The organism is Micromonospora sp. DT41 (genome assembly GCF_049841715.1).
In the GTDB taxonomy this organism is placed as follows: Bacteria; Actinomycetota; Actinomycetes; order Mycobacteriales; family Micromonosporaceae; genus Micromonospora; species Micromonospora profundi.
Map to the genome: position 1 here is coordinate 258,049 of NZ_JBNCKU010000004.1, position 13,608 is coordinate 271,656.

General features: G+C 69.1%; 18 protein-coding genes. 12 read left to right on the forward strand and 6 right to left on the reverse strand.

What is annotated here, in order from left to right:
* Nucleotides 1–291: 291 nt before the first annotated feature.
* Nucleotides 292–1,710 (forward strand): FAD-binding oxidoreductase, encoded by a 1,419-nt coding sequence (locus tag ACLQ23_RS09685; RefSeq protein ID WP_355628740.1) that lies wholly within the window; start codon nucleotides 292–294, stop codon nucleotides 1,708–1,710.
* 78 nt (nucleotides 1,711–1,788) lie between these two features.
* On the opposite strand, the gene ACLQ23_RS09690 is transcribed toward ACLQ23_RS09685, so the two are convergent.
* The 3 genes from ACLQ23_RS09690 to ACLQ23_RS09700 form a co-directional block, all read right to left on the reverse strand.
* A complete protein-coding gene (locus ACLQ23_RS09690) occupies nucleotides 1,789–1,983 on the reverse strand; it encodes a helix-hairpin-helix domain-containing protein (protein WP_355628737.1) in 195 nt (64 codons plus the stop codon).
* A 17-nt stretch (nucleotides 1,984–2,000) separates the two neighbouring features.
* Entirely contained in the window at nucleotides 2,001–2,198 is a 198-nt protein-coding gene (locus ACLQ23_RS09695) for a hypothetical protein (RefSeq protein ID WP_355596275.1), read from the reverse strand.
* Between the two features lie 101 nt (nucleotides 2,199–2,299).
* Complete coding sequence (locus ACLQ23_RS09700; protein ID WP_355596277.1) at nucleotides 2,300–2,965, reverse strand: TetR/AcrR family transcriptional regulator; 666 nt, start codon at nucleotides 2,963–2,965, stop codon at nucleotides 2,300–2,302.
* 111 nt (nucleotides 2,966–3,076) lie between these two features.
* On the opposite strand from ACLQ23_RS09700, the gene ACLQ23_RS09705 reads away from it, so the two are divergent.
* Entirely contained in the window at nucleotides 3,077–4,006 is a 930-nt protein-coding gene (locus tag ACLQ23_RS09705; protein WP_355596279.1) for an SDR family NAD(P)-dependent oxidoreductase, read from the forward strand.
* A gap of 20 nt (nucleotides 4,007–4,026) precedes the next feature.
* Here the strand turns inward: ACLQ23_RS09705 and ACLQ23_RS09710 are convergent, their stop codons facing one another.
* Both ACLQ23_RS09710 and ACLQ23_RS09715 read right to left on the reverse strand, forming a co-directional pair.
* Nucleotides 4,027–4,605 carry a TetR/AcrR family transcriptional regulator gene (locus ACLQ23_RS09710; RefSeq protein ID WP_355596281.1) on the reverse strand — a complete coding sequence of 193 codons (579 nt, stop codon included), beginning with the start codon at nucleotides 4,603–4,605 and terminating at the stop codon, nucleotides 4,027–4,029.
* 4 nt (nucleotides 4,606–4,609) lie between these two features.
* Nucleotides 4,610–6,127, reverse strand: coding sequence for an MFS transporter (locus tag ACLQ23_RS09715; protein WP_425880550.1), 1,518 nt, complete (start codon nucleotides 6,125–6,127; stop codon nucleotides 4,610–4,612).
* Nucleotides 6,128–6,286: 159 nt separating this feature from the next.
* On the opposite strand from ACLQ23_RS09715, the gene ACLQ23_RS09720 reads away from it, so the two are divergent.
* The 7 genes from ACLQ23_RS09720 to coaD all read left to right on the forward strand — a co-directional run bounded on the left by ACLQ23_RS09720 (nucleotide 6,287) and on the right by coaD (nucleotide 11,056).
* Nucleotides 6,287–7,141, forward strand: a complete 855-nt coding sequence (locus ACLQ23_RS09720) for an SDR family NAD(P)-dependent oxidoreductase (protein WP_425735449.1) — start codon at nucleotides 6,287–6,289, stop codon at nucleotides 7,139–7,141.
* 67 nt (nucleotides 7,142–7,208) lie between these two features.
* On the forward strand, nucleotides 7,209–8,399 hold the full coding sequence (locus tag ACLQ23_RS09725) for a CE1758 family FMN-dependent luciferase-like monooxygenase (protein ID WP_355596287.1): 1,191 nt from the start codon (nucleotides 7,209–7,211) through the stop codon (nucleotides 8,397–8,399).
* Nucleotides 8,396–8,869: a MarR family winged helix-turn-helix transcriptional regulator gene (locus tag ACLQ23_RS09730; protein WP_355596289.1), complete on the forward strand. Its 474-nt coding sequence runs from the start codon at nucleotides 8,396–8,398 to the stop codon at nucleotides 8,867–8,869. The genes ACLQ23_RS09725 and ACLQ23_RS09730 overlap by 4 nt, the downstream gene beginning before the upstream one ends.
* On the forward strand, nucleotides 8,866–9,597 hold the full coding sequence (locus ACLQ23_RS09735; RefSeq protein WP_355596291.1) for a CE1759 family FMN reductase: 732 nt from the start codon (nucleotides 8,866–8,868) through the stop codon (nucleotides 9,595–9,597). The genes ACLQ23_RS09730 and ACLQ23_RS09735 overlap by 4 nt, the downstream gene beginning before the upstream one ends.
* 119 nt (nucleotides 9,598–9,716) lie before the next feature.
* Nucleotides 9,717–10,013, forward strand: a complete 297-nt coding sequence (locus tag ACLQ23_RS09740) for a DUF6582 domain-containing protein (RefSeq protein ID WP_355596293.1) — start codon at nucleotides 9,717–9,719, stop codon at nucleotides 10,011–10,013.
* A gap of 51 nt (nucleotides 10,014–10,064) precedes the next feature.
* Entirely contained in the window at nucleotides 10,065–10,508 is a 444-nt protein-coding gene (locus tag ACLQ23_RS09745) for an OsmC family protein (RefSeq protein WP_425735448.1), read from the forward strand.
* A gap of 89 nt (nucleotides 10,509–10,597) precedes the next feature.
* Entirely contained in the window at nucleotides 10,598–11,056 is a 459-nt protein-coding gene (coaD, locus tag ACLQ23_RS09750) for a pantetheine-phosphate adenylyltransferase (RefSeq protein WP_425735447.1), read from the forward strand.
* A gap of 82 nt (nucleotides 11,057–11,138) precedes the next feature.
* On the opposite strand, the gene ACLQ23_RS09755 is transcribed toward coaD, so the two are convergent.
* Nucleotides 11,139–11,537: a nuclear transport factor 2 family protein gene (locus ACLQ23_RS09755; protein ID WP_355596298.1), complete on the reverse strand. Its 399-nt coding sequence runs from the start codon at nucleotides 11,535–11,537 to the stop codon at nucleotides 11,139–11,141.
* Nucleotides 11,538–11,619: 82 nt separating this feature from the next.
* On the opposite strand from ACLQ23_RS09755, the gene ACLQ23_RS09760 reads away from it, so the two are divergent.
* The 3 genes from ACLQ23_RS09760 (at nucleotide 11,620) to ACLQ23_RS09770 (ending at nucleotide 13,590) form a co-directional block, all read left to right on the forward strand.
* Nucleotides 11,620–12,138, forward strand: coding sequence for a helix-turn-helix domain-containing protein (locus ACLQ23_RS09760; protein ID WP_355596299.1), 519 nt, complete (start codon nucleotides 11,620–11,622; stop codon nucleotides 12,136–12,138).
* A 114-nt stretch (nucleotides 12,139–12,252) separates the two neighbouring features.
* Nucleotides 12,253–13,233: a zinc-binding dehydrogenase gene (locus tag ACLQ23_RS09765; protein WP_355596300.1), complete on the forward strand. Its 981-nt coding sequence runs from the start codon at nucleotides 12,253–12,255 to the stop codon at nucleotides 13,231–13,233.
* Nucleotides 13,234–13,317: 84 nt separating this feature from the next.
* The gene (locus tag ACLQ23_RS09770; RefSeq protein ID WP_355628823.1) at nucleotides 13,318–13,590 is read left to right on the forward strand and encodes a hypothetical protein; all 273 of its coding nucleotides are present in this window, start codon (nucleotides 13,318–13,320) and stop codon (nucleotides 13,588–13,590) included.
* Nucleotides 13,591–13,608 lie beyond the last annotated feature (18 nt).

Below are 13,608 nucleotides of genomic sequence, written 5' to 3' on the forward strand. Positions count from 1 at the left end.
CGAAGCCCCGGCGGCGCCCGCATTCAATCTATTGACCTGCCTCGATCTGGGCAAGCGGCGGGACCCGGAGGTTTACGTGTTTCCCCGCGGCCGGTCGACACGATCTTGCTCCTGCCGGGAAGGCCACCTCATGACGGAACCGAAGCGGACAAAGAGATTCGACACCGTCGAGGCCAGCACGTCACCGACGGTGTGAACCAGCTCTCAGACAAACCGCATTTCTGAACTGACGGCGCGAGACCGCATCTGTCCAGGTAGGCACGTCCCAATTCGGCGGAAGGCGAAGACTCGATGACCTCGATCAACAATCCAGCTCAGGGCGACACCCCGCGCGGGGAGGGTGCCGTCGCACCGCTCACCGCCCAGACGGTCGGACCGGTCCTGTTCCCCAGCGACGAGGGATACGACGTCGAGTGCGAGTCGTACAACCTCGCCGTCCCGCAGCAGCCGAAGCTCGTGGTCGGCGCCGCCAACGCCGCAGACGTCCAGGCCGCTGTCCGCTTCGCCGCCACGCAGAACCTGCCGGTCGCGGTGATGGCGACCGGCCACAACGCGCTCTCCTCGGCCGGAGCGCTCCTGATCACGACCCGGCGGATGGACGCTGTCACCATCGACGCCGAGGCACGTACGGCCCGGGTCGAGGCCGGCGTCCGGTGGCACCAGGTCGTCGCGGCGGCGGCCAAGCACGGACTGGCGCCCATCAACGGAGCGGCTCCGACGGTCGGCGCGGTCGGCTACACGCTCGGCGGTGGTTTGAGCCCGATCGGGCGCACATTCGGTTTCGCCGCCGACCACGTACGCCTGATCGAGGTCGTCACCGCGGACGGTGAGCTGCGCACTGTGAACGCGACCGACGAGCCGGAGTTGTTCTGGGCGCTGCGCGGCGGCAAGGGCAACTTCGGCGTGGTCACGGCGCTGGAGTTCGCACTCTTCCCGGTCAGCCGGATCTACGGCGGTGGGCTCTTCTTCTCGGGCGAGCAGGCGTCCGAGGTGCTCAAGACGTGGGGGCGGTGGACCGCCGGCCTGCCGGACGAAATGAACTCGTCGGTCGCGTTGTTGCAGCTGCCGCCGATCCCCGAGGTGCCCGAGCCGCTCCGCGGTCGGCTGGTGGTGCACGTGCGGATCGCCTACGTCGGCCCGGCGGAGGAGGGCGAGCGGCTGGTCGCCCCGCTGCGCGCGATCGGCCCGACGCTCATCGACTCGGTGGCTGACATGCCCTACAGCGAGGTGGCCTCGATCCACGCAGACCCGACGAGCCCGATCCCGATCGTGGACCGCTCGGCGTTGCTGCGGGAGTTCACCCCGGAGCTTGTCGACACGCTCGTCGCCAAGGCCGGCCCCGGCAGTGACAGCCCGCTGACCATCCTGGACATCCGCCGTCTCGGCGGGGCTCTGGACCGCCGCCCGGAGCCCACGAACGCTGTCGACCTCGGAGACGCCGCCTTCACCTTCTACGCCGTCGCCATCGGGGCTCCGGACCAGGCCGCTGCCTTCAAGGAGTTCCTGACCGGTGTGGTCGACGCCATCGCGCCGTGGAGCACCGGCGGGCGGTTCGTGAACTTCCTGGGCGACGGCGACGCCACAGCGGAGGGGGTCGCGGCGACCTACCCGCCGCAGTCGCTCAAGCGGCTGGTCGAGGCCAAGCGCAGCTACGACCCGACGAACATGTTCCGCGTGAACCACAACATCGTCCCGGACCAGAACCAGTAGCTCCAAGCCACGGCCGGGCCGGGCGGCGGACACGACGCCCGCCCGGCCGCCGGTGCCCGCAGGGTGCCGGGCCGGGGACTATCCCAGGCTCAGGTTGTGCTGCTCCAGCGCGCTCTGGATGATCCCGAGCGCCTTCGGGCCCACGCCGTGCAGTTTGGCCAGGTCGGCGCGCGGCACCCCCGCCAGGTCACGCAACGTCGAATATCCGGCGTTGTTGAGGGCCCGTGTCGCTGGCGCACCGATCTTCGGCAGAGTGTCGAGGGCGGGGGGCATGCCGCCGATCCTAAGCCTCACCGCCGGACCCGATCTGACACCGGCGAGATCTGACGCGGGACTGCTGCCGTTCGGGTCAGCTTCCGCCACAGGAACTCGTAGATCAGCGCCCGGACGAAGGCCCGTTGCTCGTTGTTGGCCGCCGCGCCGTGCCCTCCCTCGACGTTCTCGTAGTACGCCACCTCATGGCCGAACTCACGCAGCCGGGCCGCCATCTTGCGCGCGTGTCCCGGCTATCCCGACGAACGACCGGTACGGATGCCCGGATGTCGGCATGGCGACTCAACGTCGGGAGTACGCGCCGTCACGTCGCAGATCAGCCGCGAGGCAGCACGCCCAGGAGGATCGCGGTCAGGGCCTGCCTCAAGTGGTCCTTCATCGACAGGTGCAGCGGGGCCAGATCGGGTGCGGCCTCGTACGCAGCCAGCAGGCTGGGTGGGGGTGTGCTGTACGCCGACAGCGCGCCGGCCATGACCATTGTCTGGAGGCTGAACAGCGTGGCGTCGCCGCCCAGCTCCGGTAGGCACCTCTCGATCAAGGCGGTCATGGTTGTCAGGCGCTCCAGTGAGGCGCGCTTGTAGCGCGTCACGACCTCGACGGAGACGTTGTGTTCCAGAACGCTCACCTGCGCGCCGAAGAGGTCGCACATCACCACTCGGCCGGAGAGTGAACGGCTGAGGATCTCGGCCACCGCTGCCGCCCGCTCGGCCATTGGCAGGTTCTCGTCGACGCCGGCGGCCAACTCTCCCGCCAGGTCCGTCAGCCACTCCTGTAGATAGCGGTTCAGCAGTTCCAGCAACACCGCTTCGCGGGATTCGAAGTAGCGCAGCACGTTCGGCTTCGCGAGGCCCACCCGGCGGCTGAGTTCGTTGAGGGTGACAGCGGCCACCGGCATCTCGTCGAGCATCGCCGATGCCGCGTCGAGGATCGCCCGTCGGCGAATCTCCCGCTGCTCTTCGGTTCGCGCCCGCTGGAAAGTCACTCTGTCACAACCCAACTTAGGTACCGGCGGTACGTTGACAACGTACCGTAGGTACTCTAGCGTAGCCGGAACAAGATACCTTCGGTACGTTAGACACGTTGGGAGCCTGACATGGGCGAGAAGTGGACGACCGCCAACATCCCCGACCAACGCGGGCGGGTCGCGGTGGTGACCGGAGCTAACACCGGCCTGGGATACGAGACCGCCAGGGCGCTGGCCGAGCACGGAGCGTCGGTGGTGCTCGCCGTCCGCAACGTCGAGAAGGGCGAGCAGGCCGTGGCCCGCATGAGCGGCGACGTGACAGTGCAGGCGCTTGACCTGACCTCGCTCGAATCCGTCCGGAGCGCGGCGACGGCGCTGCGGTCCCGGTTCGACCGGATCGACCTGCTGATCAACAACGCCGGCGTGATGTACACCCCGAGGCAGACCACAGGGGACGGCTTCGAGATGCAGTTCGGCACCAACCACCTCGGTCACTTCGCGCTCACCGGGCTGCTGCTGGACCTGATGCTGCCGGTGCCCGGCTCGCGCGTGGTGACAGTCAGCAGCGCCGGCCACCGCATCCGGGCCGCCATCCACTTCGACGACCTCCAGTGGGAGCGGTCGTACAGCCGGGTCGGCGCCTACGGTCAGTCCAAGCTGGCAAACCTGATGTTCACCTACGAGTTGCAGCGCCGCCTTTCCACCCACGGCACCACAGTCGCGATGGCAGCGCACCCCGGTGTTTCCAGCACCGAACTGGCCCGCAACATCCCCGCCGCCCTCCGAGTTCCGCTCACCCGGCTCGCACCGCTGATCCTCCAGTCGCCGGCGATGGGCGCATTGCCGACCCTGCGCGCCGCCACCGACCCCGCCGCACTCGGCGGCCAGTACTACGGTCCCGACGGATTCAACGAGATCAAGGGCCACCCCCGACTTGTCACCTCCAGCCCGCAGTCGCACGACGTAGCCGTCCAGCAGCGGCTGTGGGCCGTCTCCGAAGATCTCACCGGGGTGCGGTTCCCCATCGGTCAGTCCGTCCGATCGGCCGCCACGGCGTAGCCCGCGCCGGCCCGGCGGCGTCACAGGGTGATCGTGTCCCACAGGTGTGGGTGCCGGGTCAGGTGGAGTAGCCGCTCCGCCAACCGTTGACGGGCGGGCTTCTGCGTCGAGGCACCCCACAGGGGCGCGGTGCTCATTCCGTCCGCCGCTGCCACCACAAGCGCCAGCACGTCGGTGGGCAGCCCGTCGGCGGCGAGCGCCGCGTCCAACTGTTCCGCGTCGGCTCGAGCGAGTTCGGCGACCGCCGGCAGCGTCATGAGCTGGGTGATCAGAGCCAACGATTCGCGTACGTCGGCGTCGTCGTCGGGCGCCACCGCCGCCCGGATGTAGGCGCGGGTCAGCCGTCCGGGGGCGGTGTCCGACGGGTCCAGCGCCGCGTCGATGCTGGCATGGAAGGCGGCGAGCTGATCCCGGGCCAGTTCCAGGATCAGCTCCTCCTTGCTGGCGAAGTGGTAGATCAGTCCGCCCTTCGAGACGCCGGCGAAGCGGGCGATGTCGTCCAGGGAGGCGTGGATCCCCCGGGTGCGTACGGCGTCCGCTGCCGCGTCCAGCAGCGCCCGTCGGGTGTCCTGCGGTGAACGGCCAGCAGTGCGTCCCACGCCGTCACCGTACCGACGGTCGCGACGTGCGCGGCGACGGGAGCAGCGTCCAGGCCAACACCGCCGCCGCAAGGGTCAGCGCCGCAGCGACAAGCGAGGTGACCTGCATGCCGGTGATGAACGCGTCCCGCGCACCGGCTGCGGCCTGCGGTTGCAACACCTGAAGCGCCGAGCCCAGTGAGTCACGGACCCGTGCCGCGTCCTCGGATGGCAGCCCGGCCGGCACCCTCACGTTGCTGCGGTACACAAGCGACAGCAGGGAGCCCAGCACCGCGATGCCGAGCACCACGCCGAGTTCGTTCGCGGTCTCGGTGATCGCCGAAACGGAGCCGGCCTTGCGCGGTGGCGCGGCCGAGAGGATGGCGTCGCCGGTCAGCGCCATCGCCAACCCGATCCCGAGGCCGATGGGCACGAGCGCCAGACCTAGCCACAGGTACGGCCCGTGCGCGGCTGCCGCCACCGCTGCCAGTCCCGCGGCTGCCAGGCCCAGTCCGAGCGCGATGGCCCGGCCCCGGCCGAGCCGGGCCACGACCTGCGCGATGATCGCGATGACAACGATCGAGGCCAGAGTCGCGGGCAGCTCGGCGAGCCCTGCCTGAAGCGGGCGGAGCCCGCGCCCGAACTGGAGGTACTGCGAGAAGAAGAACAGCAGCCCCACCAACGCGAAGATGGAGATGACGTTGGCGACGACCGCCCCGGAGAACGCCGCGTTGCGGAACAACTCGACGTCGAGCATCGGCTGCTCCAGCCGCCGCTGACGCCGTACGAACAGCACGCCTGCCACCAGCCCGGCGAGCACACACGACACCGTCACGCCGTCGACGCCAGCCCCGACCACGTGCTTGATGGCGTACACCATGGGCACGATCGTCGCCATTGACAGCACCGCGGACGGCACGTCGAAGCGGCCCGGTTGCGGATCGCGTGACTCCGGCAGCAGCAGAAACCCGGAGACCACGACGAGGATCATCACGGGGACGTTGATGAGGAACACCGAACCCCACCAGAAGTGCTCGAGCAGGAACCCGCCCACGAGCGGCCCGATCGCCGACCCCGCACCGAAGGCTGTGGACCAGATCGCGATCGCCCGGGTCCGTTCGGCGCTGTCGGGGAAGATGTTGCGGATCAGCGACAGCGTGGACGGCATCAGCGTCGCGCCCGCCACACCGAGCAGCAGGCGCGCCCCGATCAGGGCCTGCGCGCTGGGGGCGAACGCGGCAAGCAGCGACGCCGCACCGAACGCCACCGACCCGATCAGCAGAATGCGCTTACGCCCGAACCGGTCGGCCAGGTTGCCCATGAGCACGAGCAGGCCCGCAAGCGTCAGCGAGTAGATGTCGCCGATCCAGAGAACCTGTTCCGCGCTGGGTGCCAGGCTCGCTGTCAACGCGGGCACCGCCAGCGAGAGCACCGTCCCGTCGATGGCGAGCAGCAGCACAGCAGCAGCCAGCACAGCGAGCGCCGCCCACCGTCGGCGGGCCGACAGCACCGGCCCGCCGGTCGAGGTCACGGAGGAAGTCACGGGGGAAATGTACCGACCAGTCGGTGCAGTTCGTCAGAGTGACCTGTAGCACTTGCCGGGTTCGCGGAACCAACTGGAATACATGATTCGTCATGTAAGTTGAGTCGGGTGCGTCGCTCTCTGACGCAGGGCGCACGACACTCACGGAGGACACGGATCATGTCTGAGCTTCGGACAGTAGCCATCACCGGCGCGGCAAGCGGCCTGGGACGCGAACTCGCCCTTCAGTTCACGGGACTGGGCTACACGGTCTACGGGACCGCCATCTCGGCAGAAGAGGCCGCTGGCCTGGCGGGCGAGCAGGGCATCATCCTGAGCGTCGTCGACATCACCGACGACGCGGCCGTCCGTACCTGGGCGGACGAGGTCGGTGAGGCCGTGGGCGACCACGGCCTGGACATCCTGGTCAACAACGCCGGCATCCTCACCCCCGGCCCGCTGGAGGCACTGCCGATCGACGAGGTACGTCGGGAGTTCGACGTCAACGTCTTCGGCACCATCTCGGCGACAAACGCCTTCCTACCGCTGCTGCGCGCCGCCCGCGGGCGCATCGTGCTGATCGGCGCGATGACCGGCCGCTTCCCGCTTCAGTTCAACGGACCGTCGAGCGCGACGAAGGCGGCACTCGAGGCGATCGCCGACGTCTACCGCAACGAACTGCGCCCGTTCGGCGTCAACGTCGTGATCGCCCAGGCCGGAAACATGCTCACCGGCGGCCCCGCCAAGACCGCCGCAGCCCTGGAGCGCGTCGCCGCGACCTTCACCCCGGAGCAGGCCGACCTCTACGGGGAGAACTTCACCGCCTTCGCGGACGCGCTAAACAGCATGCAGAGCTCCGGCCTGCCCGCCGTGGACGCCGCAGCGTGGGTCATCCGCCTGGCGACCGAGCAGCCCGCCCCGAGCCGCGCCCCCGTCGGGCACGACGCCGAGGACATCCTGCGCCGCGTCGCGACCGAGAGCGACGCGCAGCTCGACGCGCTGCGCACCGAACTGCTCGGCCCCCGCGCCTCCTGACCGCCGCCCCGGCACCCTCAATGAGCCGGGCCAGGGACACCCTCACCAGCACCGGAAAGGCATCGCCATGCAGTTCGGCATTTTCTCCGTCAGTGACGTCACCCGAAACCCGGTCACGGGCGTCACCGTCAGCGAGGCGGAGCGCATCGACGCCATGACGCGGATCGCTGTCAAGGCCGAGGAGGTCGGTCTGGACGTATTCGCGATCGGCGAGCACCACAACCCGCCGTTCTTCTCCTCCTCCCCGGCGGCTTTCCTGGCCCACGTCGCGGCGCTGACCAAGCGGATCATCCTCTCGACGTCGACCACGCTGATCACCACGAACGATCCGGTGCGGATCGCCGAGGAGTACGCGATGGTCCAGCACCTGGCCAAGGGCCGGCTGGACCTCACACTCGGCCGCGGAAACACGGTGCCCGTCTACCCCTGGTTCGGTCAGGACATCCGTCAGGGACTGCCTCTGGCTCTGGAGAACTACAACCTGCTGCACCGGCTGTGGCGCGAGGATGTCGTGGACTGGGAGGGCTCGTACCGCACGGCCCTGCAGGGCTTCACCTCGACGCCTCGGCCGCTGGACGACGTGCCACCGTTCGTCTGGCACGGCTCGATCCGGACGCCCGAGATCGCCGAGCAGGCCGCCTACTACGGCAACGGCTTCTTCGCCAACAACATCCTCGCGCCGACCGGCCACTTCCTGCCATTGGTCAACCTCTACCGCAAGCGCTTCGCGCACTACGGCCACGGCACCGAGGAACAGGCGATCGTCGGCCTGGGCGGTCAGGTCTTCCTCGCCCGTAACTCCCAGGACGCCTTCCGCACGTTCCGCCCGTACTTCGACGAGGCCCCGGTCTACGACCACAGCATCTCGTTGGAGACCTATGCCGAGCGCACCCCACTCAGCGTCGGCAGCCCGCAGCAGGTCATCGACAAGACCCTCGAATTCCACGACCTCTTCGGTGACTACCAGCGCCAGCTCTGGGTGGTGGACCACGCTGGCCTCCCTCTGAAGATCGTCCTCGATCAGCTCGACCTGCTCGGCGAGGAGGTCGTCCCCGTGCTGCGCAAGGAGTTCGCCTCCCGCCGATCCCCGCACGCCGCCGAGGCCCCCACCCACGAGCGCCTGGTACGGCAGAAGTACGGCGACACGCCGCCGCGCCAGCCCCGCCCCAACGCCAATCGGGGCGACAACGTCACAGGCACCTCGCCGTACCAGGACAGCGACCCCAGCGCGCCCGCGGTCTACCCGGTGATCAAGTGAACGCCGAGGCACGCCTGGCTAACGAGGCATGGGAAGCCCTCTTCCGGGCCCAGGTCGTCCTCGCCCGCCGGTTCACCGACGACGACATCTGGCACGAGCTCACACCCAACGAGTACGACGTCCTCTACACCCTCAGGAAGTCACCTCAGGGCATGAGCATGACCGAGATCAACCGCGGCATTCTCCTGACCCAGGCCGGGGTGTCGCGGCTGTGCAGCCGTCTCGTCCAGCGCGGGCTCGTCAGCCGGGACTGCGATCCACGCGACCGTCGCGCCTCCGTGCTCACGCTCACCGAGGCGGGGGTCGAACTCCAGCGCGCCGTCGGCGCCCGCCACGCCGCCGCCGTCACGGCCGCCATGACCGAGGCCCTCGCCCCGGACCAGCTCGTCCAGCTCCGCGCCCTCGCCCAGCAGATCGTCGACAGCGCCGACCCGGGCCCGCCCCGGCACGACAGTCAGGAACCCTCATGACCGCCCTCCCCTCGGCCCTCGAAGCCGGCGACACCCCGCCCCGCCGCATCGTCGTCGTCAACGCGGGCATCGGCACTTCCTCGTCGTCGCGTCGGCTCGCTGACCGCATCGCCCAGAAGGCGCTCGACCAGCTCACCGTCCAGCACGTCCCGGCCACCGTCGCCGTCATCGACCTGGGACCGCTCGCCGGTGAGATCGCCCACGCGATCGTCGGCGGCCACCCACAGGGCGAACTCCTCACCGCAATCCAGACCCTGGCCGCGGCCGACGGCGCAGTCGTCGCCACGCCCGTCTACAAGGCCGGCATCAGCGGTCTGCTCAAGTCTTTCATCGACATCCTCGACAACGACCTGCTCATCGCCACACCGATCGCCCTCGCCGCGACGGCGGGCACCTCGCGCCATGCCCTTGTGATCGACGACCAGCTGCGTCCGCTCTTCGCGTTCATGCGTTCCCTGCCGGTCCCGACCTCGGTGTTCGCGGCCCCCGAGGACTGGGCCGACCCGACACTCGGCCGGCGGATCGACCGCACCGCCGTCGAGTTGGCGACCCTCGTCGCGAGTTCGATCCGCAATGCCATCACCGGGCAGGGATGGGACCGCTACCAGCACACCTGGGGCGGCAACGCCCGACCGGACCAGCCGCAGGAGGTCGACTTCGACACTGACCTCATGCGCCTCGCGACCGGCGGCTCGACCCTGACCGACCGCAGGGCCGGCACCACCTGACGTGACGCGGGCGCGGAGCCGTCGCGCCACCTCACGTTCCTCGACCGCGCGTCCTGCGGAGTCGCGCCGAAATCACGCTGCGGAGGTGCCTGCGGCTGGCGAACGGGTAAAGGTGGACGATGAAGTCCACCTGGAAGCCCCACGAGCAACACGGCAGCCTCACCGACAAGGACAAGCGCGAGCTGCCGGCGACAGTCTTCGCGTTTCCGGACGAACGCAAGGAACCGCTTACCGACGCGGCGCACGTCCGTAACGCCATCGCCCGCTTCGACCAGGTGCAGGGCGTGGACGACGCCGATCGCGACCTGGCGTTCCAGAACATCCTCGCCGCGGCCGCACACTATGGCGTCGAGGTCGCCGAGACCGACTGGCACCAGCTGGGTCGCCTGCCCCACACGCCGAACCCCGCCCACTGACCGGACGACCGCTCGGCGGGCGGTGGCTCGGTGCCAGGGTAGTTTCCTGCAATGAGTGATGACAGCTTCCGCTCGGTGACAGTCGAGCGCACCAGCGTGGGGCGATACGTCGCGCGCAACGTCCGTGGCGGATCGATGCCGATGGGCACCGGCGAGGACGCCAGCTTCACGCCGGTGGAGCTGCTCCTGGCTGCCCTCGGCGGCTGCACGGCGGTGAACGTGGACCACATCACCAGCCGTCGCGCCGAGCCGACGCAGTTCTCCGTGACGATCAGCGGCGACAAGATCCGGGACGAGGCCGGCGGTAGCCGAATGCGCGATCTCACCGTCGAGTTCACAGTGACGTTCCCGGAGGGCGCGGACGGTGACCGGGCACGCGAGGCGCTGCCCCGGTCGATGCGGCAGTCGCACGAACGACTGTGCACCGTCTCCCGTACCGTCGAACTGGGCACTCCCGTCACGGTCGTCGAAGCGGCTGGAACCGCCGCCGGCTGAGCGGTCGGGCCGGGACGAAGGCGACGGCGCCACATCCCGTACGGCCGAGGGAAGGCTGCGATGATCGTGGCCGTGGAGGTGCAGGAGCAATGACGGCGGACAGCGGAGCGGCACCTGGTCTGTTGGCTGTCTATCCCGGCACGTTCGACCCGTTCACGCCGGGACACCGCGACCTCGTGGCCCGCGCTCGCGTGATGTTCGATCGGATCATCGTGTTGCTCGCGGTGAACGCGGACAAGCAACCAACCGCCGAGGCCGCAGCCAGGGCGGTACAGGTTCGTGACGCAATGCCAGCAGCCTGGGACAACGTCGAGGTCGACATCTGGACGGGCCTTACCCAGGCCTATTGCCTACGCCGCGGTGCCACGGTCATCGTTCGCGGCGTGCGCACGGCTGCGGACCTTCGCTACGAATACCAGCTCGCCGCGATGAACGAACAACTCGGCATGCAGACCGTCTGGCTGCCGCCCCGTACGCATCTCGCTGCCGTCTCGTCGACGGCGGTACGCGCCTACCGTGCGGCGGAGTCCGCACCGCCGGTCTCATGACGGTGACGAGCGCCGCACTCGGAAGCGGGTGACGATGACGCGACGCTGGGCCTGCTTATCGCCGTGGCTGCCCGATCGTGGTTCAGGCCAATGCCTGGGCGATGGCGAGGGTGTGCTGATATTCGCGCCAGTGGGCCAGTTTGCCGTCCCGGGTCCGCAGCACCCCGATGAACGGCGCCGAGGCGGTTACCCCGGTCGCCGTGTGCGTGCCGACCAGTTCGTACTCGACGACGATCACCTCCGGGTCGGCGGTCTCGTGCACAACCAGGTTGCGGCAGTCGTGGAACTGGACCGGGAACCCCGCCCTGCCGGCTTGCGTGTACTCGAGAACCCGTTGCTTCCCCTCGGTTCGCGTAGGGCTGCCGGGTGCGGCGAACGGTGTCTCGATCACCACGTCGTCGGCGAGCGAGTCCTCCTCGTAGGTGGGCAGGTTCGCGAGCCACCGGGCGCGCATGCTGTCGAAGATCTCGGCTGGTGTCATGGCGTCCCCTGATAATGAGTCATGACTCAACTTGTACGCCGAGGATAGTGAGTGGAGGCTCATTTTGATAGAGGGGCCGCCGTTGCGTGTCGACGCGCAGCGCAACCGGGCACGCATCCTGGACGCCGCCGAGGCGGTCTTCGCCGAGTTCGGCGCCCGCGCCTCCACCGAGGAGGTCGCGCGGCGAGCCGGCGTTGCCATCGGTACGGTCTTCCGTCACTTCCCGACCAAGGACGACCTGCTCGTCGCGATCATGAAACGACTGCTCGCGCAGCTCGTCGAGGATGCCGGAGACCTCGACCTCTTCGCGTTCTTCACGCACACGGTGGCACAGGCCGCGGCGAAAAAGACCGCCGTGGACCTGCTCGCCGGGTCCGGGGTGGACATCCGGCTTCCGGACGCGGTGGGCCACCTGGAGGAAGCGGTGGGCAGGCTTCTGACACAGGCGCAGGCCGCCGGAGTCGTCGGCGATTCGGTACGGCTACCCGAGGTGATGGCGCTCCTTGCCAGCGTGTGCCAGGGCGCTCTGCACGGTGGGTGGGACAAGCAACTGCAAGCCCGTACGCTCGCTGTCATCTTTGCGGGCCTGAGCCGCGACTGACCGTCGGCCTCGTGTTTCAGGCGGCCGTGACATGCACTCCGGTCGCGCCTTGACCTCAACCGCGCTTCAGCTTGAACACTGGCCGGGATGCTGTCTCGGTGAAGGGCGTTACGCATGCGCGCAATTCAGGTGGCCGTGTTCGGCGGTCCGGAGGTGCTGTCCCCCAGCGAGTTGCCCGACCCGGCACCCGGCCACGGCCAGGTCGTCGTCGGCATGGCCGCGGCGGACGTCATCTTCCTCGACACCCTGCTGCGCAGCGGCTGGGGTCAGGACTTCTTCCCGAAGGTGTTGCCGTACGTGCCAGGTGGCGGAGGTGCGGGCGCGGTGGTGGAGATCGGCGAAGGGGTGGACCCGGCGTGGATCGGCAGGCGTGTGGTCGTATGGGCCAGCACCGGGTACGCCGAACGGGTCGTTGCGGACGTCGAGGAGACCATGCCGGTGCCTGACGGGCTGGCCATCGAGGCAGCGGCGGCGCTGGTACACGATGGCGTGACCGCACTGCGGCTGGACCGGCTGGGTCGGCCGCAGAAGGGCGAATGGGTGCTTGTCTCAGCAGCTGCCGGCGGGGCCGGATCGTTGCTGGTGCAGTTGGCCGTCGACGCCGGCGCCCGGGTGGTGGCCGCCGCGTCCAGCGACGTCAAACTGACGCTGGCAAGCGAGTTGGGCGCCGAGGTCGGCATCGACTACACACGGCCGGACTGGATCCACCGGGTACGGGAGGTGACCGGTGGTGGTGCCGCGTTGGTCTACGACGGGGCAGGTGGCCCCCTCGGCACCGCCGCGCTGGAGGCGGTGGCCGACGGCGGCAGGTTCGTCACCTACGGCACAGCCGACGGTTTCGCCGAACCGGACCCCGAGTCGGCCGCGCGCCGCGGCATTCGGGTGCTCGCACCGTTGCTGGACGGCCCACCGGACCAGGCGACCGTACGCGAACTGCTCGGCCTGGCACTGGAACGGGCCGCGCAGGGTCGGTTGCGGCCGGCGATCGGTGCCACCTACCCGCTGGAGCGTGCCGAGGATGCCCACCGTGCACTTGCCGAGCGGGCAACGGTGGGCAAGTCGCTGTTGGTGATCGGCGACCGGACGGCTGGTTGAGCAGGCCACCCCCGCACGGTCGGCTGTGTCGAGGGCAGGCGCTGGGGGCGGCCTTCGTCCCGGTGAGAGGCTGCACGCGTGGGGATGGACAAGGAGATAGCGGCAGGGCTTGCCGACGCGCGTTTGGCTGACTGGCGACGTGTGGACTACGACGGCTGGCTGACGATGGTCGACGACAAGGACGTACGCCAGGTCGTCGGCGAGGACGGCAGGCGGTACACCGTTGTCAGCTACGCCGTTCACGACGGCGATGGGCGCATCCGCATGTCGGTGGCCGTGGACCACGGAGGGCTGTCGGCATTCGTACCGCTGGTGCGAGACCAGATCATGAATCCGGACGGCACGTTCGTCGAGTGAACGCTTCGGCGTGACTAC

Bases quoted from the DNA above. Each gene is read 5' to 3' on its own strand.
- ACLQ23_RS09685 (WP_355628740.1), top strand. From the start codon at position 292: ATGACCTCGATCAACAATCCAGCTCAGGGCGACACCCCGCGCGGGGAG.
- ACLQ23_RS09690 (WP_355628737.1), bottom strand. From the start codon at position 1,983: ATGCCCCCCGCCCTCGACACTCTGCCGAAGATCGGTGCGCCAGCGACA.
- ACLQ23_RS09695 (WP_355596275.1), bottom strand. From the start codon at position 2,198: ATGGCGGCCCGGCTGCGTGAGTTCGGCCATGAGGTGGCGTACTACGAG.
- ACLQ23_RS09705 (WP_355596279.1), top strand. From the start codon at position 3,077: ATGGGCGAGAAGTGGACGACCGCCAACATCCCCGACCAACGCGGGCGG.
- ACLQ23_RS09720 (WP_425735449.1), top strand. From the start codon at position 6,287: ATGTCTGAGCTTCGGACAGTAGCCATCACCGGCGCGGCAAGCGGCCTG.
- ACLQ23_RS09725 (WP_355596287.1), top strand. From the start codon at position 7,209: ATGCAGTTCGGCATTTTCTCCGTCAGTGACGTCACCCGAAACCCGGTC.
- ACLQ23_RS09735 (WP_355596291.1), top strand. From the start codon at position 8,866: ATGACCGCCCTCCCCTCGGCCCTCGAAGCCGGCGACACCCCGCCCCGC.
- ACLQ23_RS09740 (WP_355596293.1), top strand. From the start codon at position 9,717: ATGAAGTCCACCTGGAAGCCCCACGAGCAACACGGCAGCCTCACCGAC.
- ACLQ23_RS09745 (WP_425735448.1), top strand. From the start codon at position 10,065: ATGAGTGATGACAGCTTCCGCTCGGTGACAGTCGAGCGCACCAGCGTG.
- coaD (WP_425735447.1), top strand. From the start codon at position 10,598: ATGACGGCGGACAGCGGAGCGGCACCTGGTCTGTTGGCTGTCTATCCC.
- ACLQ23_RS09755 (WP_355596298.1), bottom strand. From the start codon at position 11,537: ATGACACCAGCCGAGATCTTCGACAGCATGCGCGCCCGGTGGCTCGCG.
- ACLQ23_RS09765 (WP_355596300.1), top strand. From the start codon at position 12,253: ATGCGCGCAATTCAGGTGGCCGTGTTCGGCGGTCCGGAGGTGCTGTCC.
- ACLQ23_RS09770 (WP_355628823.1), top strand. From the start codon at position 13,318: ATGGACAAGGAGATAGCGGCAGGGCTTGCCGACGCGCGTTTGGCTGAC.